We start from the raw sequence: 2,656 nt of genomic DNA, 5'->3' as shown, positions 1-2,656 counted from the left end.
AGATGGCATACAGGATCACGTCCTTGGGAACATGAGTGCCTTTGAAACTGATCAATGCCACGACCTCGAAACATTCCAAACCAACGCCGCTGTATATTCCAGTTTCCATTTCCTGCAAAATTTGCGACGGAGCCCCTCAGTTCTCAGTCGTTACTCATGAAGACTGCTCAGAAACACGGAAAAATTTTCAGCGATTAGGGTTATGTTCTGCATTCCAGCTGCGGACCCTTCATCCATTTCTTTTTCGTGATCCCAATAAAAGACCTTCCCATAATTCTGCCCGCTCACTGCAATACAAATTTGGTTTCCACCGGGATCAGAAGCAACAGCTAGAAATTCTGATGGTATCCGTTCGGAAAAAGTTCGATAGATCCAAAGTAGATCGTCATAATTGTGATTCGAGTTGATCTTGTAAAAATTCTGCACTGATGAAGCGTCGTTCCAATCCGCAATCTGGAAGACATCAGGTGATGGCTGCCCACCATTATACTGCACCAAAAAATCTACGTATTGCTTGGGCAGTTTAGCGCCAATGACACGCTGAAACAGCTCAATGGCTTGGCCACCCACAGACGGATCAAAATCAAGGATATCCATGATGTTAACTTACTGCCCTCCAGTTGCTACCCCACCAGTATGGCGAACTGTGCTATGTAAATCAGTTGGAACGAGTTGCATATACCCTGCATCTTGGTGTTGAGTAGGGGGTTTGCCGCACTTCTGGGTCAAGCTGCGCCGTAAAACTCAGTCCTTCAGGGAGGGGATAACAGACAAACAGAATACCACGATGCCTGCTTTCAAATTCATCGCTTGAACAGGGCGAAACAACATTGAACGGACACCTTTTGCTTAGGTTCCAAGGAATGGAATTCAGGCGACTGCTCTCCGCCATGAGAGACGGGGAGCAGTCACAAAGATACGGAGAGTTGTCATCCTAATTCGTACTGATCGTCGAAGGAAAAAACACCGACGGCCTCCCTTGTGCGATCCAGCGTGGCCTTCGAGATAAGATCTCCCGTTCGAGTTCCTTGCTTAAGGATGCGCAGTGCCTCGGCGGGATCCGCAGCGAATGAATCCCTGCGAGATCGAATGGGAGAAATGACGTTTTCGAGCACCTCCTCTAGCCTCTTCTTGAGCTTGACATCCCCGAGACCGCCGCGGCGGTAGTGGTCCTTGAGTTCGGCGACGGCTTGTTCGTCGGGGTCGAAGGCATCGAGGTAGGTGAAGACGACATTCCCTTCCACCTTACCGGGGTCGGAAACCTTGAGATGCCCCGGGTCGGTATACATCATTCTGACCGCGCGCCTAATTTCATCCGGACTCGCCGAAAGGTGAATAGCCGTTCCGGACGACTTGCTCATCTTCGACGAACCGTCGACGGCCGGGAGTCGTCCGACCTTCGGGATGATCGCCCGGCATTCCGTGAGAACGGATTTTCCCGCCTGGTTGTTGATCTTGCGAACGATCTCGTTGGTCTGTTCGATGATTGGGAGCTGGTCCTCCCCGACCGGAACCGCAGTCGCGCCGAAGGCGGTGATGTCCGCCGCCTGGGAGACCGGGTAATTCAGAAAACCCAAAGGAACGCTTCTTTCGAAACCGCGCGCGGCGATCTCACTCCTGATCGTAGGGTTTCGCTCAAGCCGCCCGACGCTGACGAAATTCATAAAGAGGGCGGTCAGCTCGTGGAGGGCCGGAATTCCCGACTGTAGGCAGAAGGTTGTCTTTCCCGGATCGATCCCGACGGCGAGGTAATCGAGCATGACCTCGAGAATGTTGCGCCGGATTTTTCCCGGGTCGTGTGCGTTGTCGGTCAGCGCCTGCATGTCGGCAATTAGGACGTATTGATCGTGGGTTTCCTGCATGGCGACACGATTTTGCAGGGACCCGGTCAGATGTCCGAGATGCAACGGCCCCGTCGGGCGATCTCCGGTGAGAATGACGGGTTTCGTAGTTTCAGTGTTCATGGCGAATTCTCCTTTTGGAATTGGAGCCGCCGGGAACGGTGCCTGGAAAGCGAAAAAGACGCGCTACCGATCCTCGGCGGCTACGTCTTTCAAGACATGAGTTAACGATTGCCGCTCCTTATCGGGAGCGCCACCAGAAATTCGGAAAGTGCATCGCTGTTGTCTTCATGGGATTATTGTTAACCTGGTGGTTTGAGCTTTTCAACTTCGTTTTGTCCCGGTCGCATAACGATTCAGAGGCGGGGCCAGGATGAGGAATCCAGAAGACCACGGCCGGCTAGATTGCACCAAATACTTTCTCCATCGCCGAGGAGCGGGAAAAGCAGGACTTTGAAATTGTGGGGTAAATACCTATCTCTCGAAGTCTCCTTGAAGGAGAGCGCATGACGGAGAGCAGGGTCAGTTCCCCGGCCGTTGCGAAGCAGCTCAGGCACATCGCCGTCGAGGACGACACGACCGTCCAGGCGCTCCTGGAGGAGGCGCTGGATCTCCTGTTTGCGAAAAAAGGCAAACGGTACGTCCGGGACCTCGACTAAAAGAAAAAACCGCGTCCGAAGCCCAGGACATCCGACTTTCTTTTTGCAAGAGCTCAAAAAAACGAGGGTTTCCGCGGATTTCAAAGGCACTTGCAAAAAGAACGGTTTTGCTCTTAAACTTCAAAACTCTCAACGTTTTCAGTTGTATCACTGTGA

4 protein-coding genes are annotated in these 2,656 nt (G+C 52.4%); 1 reads left to right on the top strand and 3 read right to left on the bottom strand.

The window, feature by feature from the left end; translation table 11 throughout:
• Window positions 1-150: 150 nt before the first annotated feature.
• The 3 genes from E1297_RS02945 to trpS form a co-directional block, all read right to left on the bottom strand.
• Window positions 151-597 (bottom strand): SMI1/KNR4 family protein, encoded by a 447-nt coding sequence (locus tag E1297_RS02945; RefSeq protein ID WP_155133717.1) that lies wholly within the window; start codon window positions 595-597, stop codon window positions 151-153.
• A 9-nt stretch (window positions 598-606) separates the two neighbouring features.
• The gene (locus tag E1297_RS51180; protein WP_155133714.1) at window positions 607-729 is read right to left on the bottom strand and encodes an HNH endonuclease; all 123 of its coding nucleotides are present in this window, start codon (window positions 727-729) and stop codon (window positions 607-609) included.
• A gap of 200 nt (window positions 730-929) precedes the next feature.
• The gene (gene trpS, locus E1297_RS02935; protein WP_155133710.1) at window positions 930-1,964 is read right to left on the bottom strand and encodes a tryptophan--tRNA ligase; all 1,035 of its coding nucleotides are present in this window, start codon (window positions 1,962-1,964) and stop codon (window positions 930-932) included.
• A 383-nt stretch (window positions 1,965-2,347) separates the two neighbouring features.
• Between trpS and E1297_RS02930 the strand changes: the two genes are divergently transcribed.
• Entirely contained in the window at window positions 2,348-2,500 is a 153-nt protein-coding gene (locus tag E1297_RS02930) for a ribbon-helix-helix domain-containing protein (RefSeq protein WP_155133707.1), read from the top strand.
• Window positions 2,501-2,656: the final 156 nt, after the last annotated feature.

This window comes from Roseibium sp. RKSG952 (genome assembly GCF_009711355.1).
This window is presented reverse-complemented; position numbering and strand designations above follow the sequence as displayed.

What these genes read in the sequence shown, in the direction of transcription:
- E1297_RS02945 (WP_155133717.1), bottom strand. Translation starts at nt 597, where the DNA reads ATGGATATCCTTGATTTTGATCCGTCTGTGGGTGGCCAAGCCATTGAG.
- E1297_RS02930 (WP_155133707.1), top strand. Translation starts at nt 2,348, where the DNA reads ATGACGGAGAGCAGGGTCAGTTCCCCGGCCGTTGCGAAGCAGCTCAGG.
- trpS (WP_155133710.1), bottom strand. Translation starts at nt 1,964, where the DNA reads ATGAACACTGAAACTACGAAACCCGTCATTCTCACCGGAGATCGCCCG.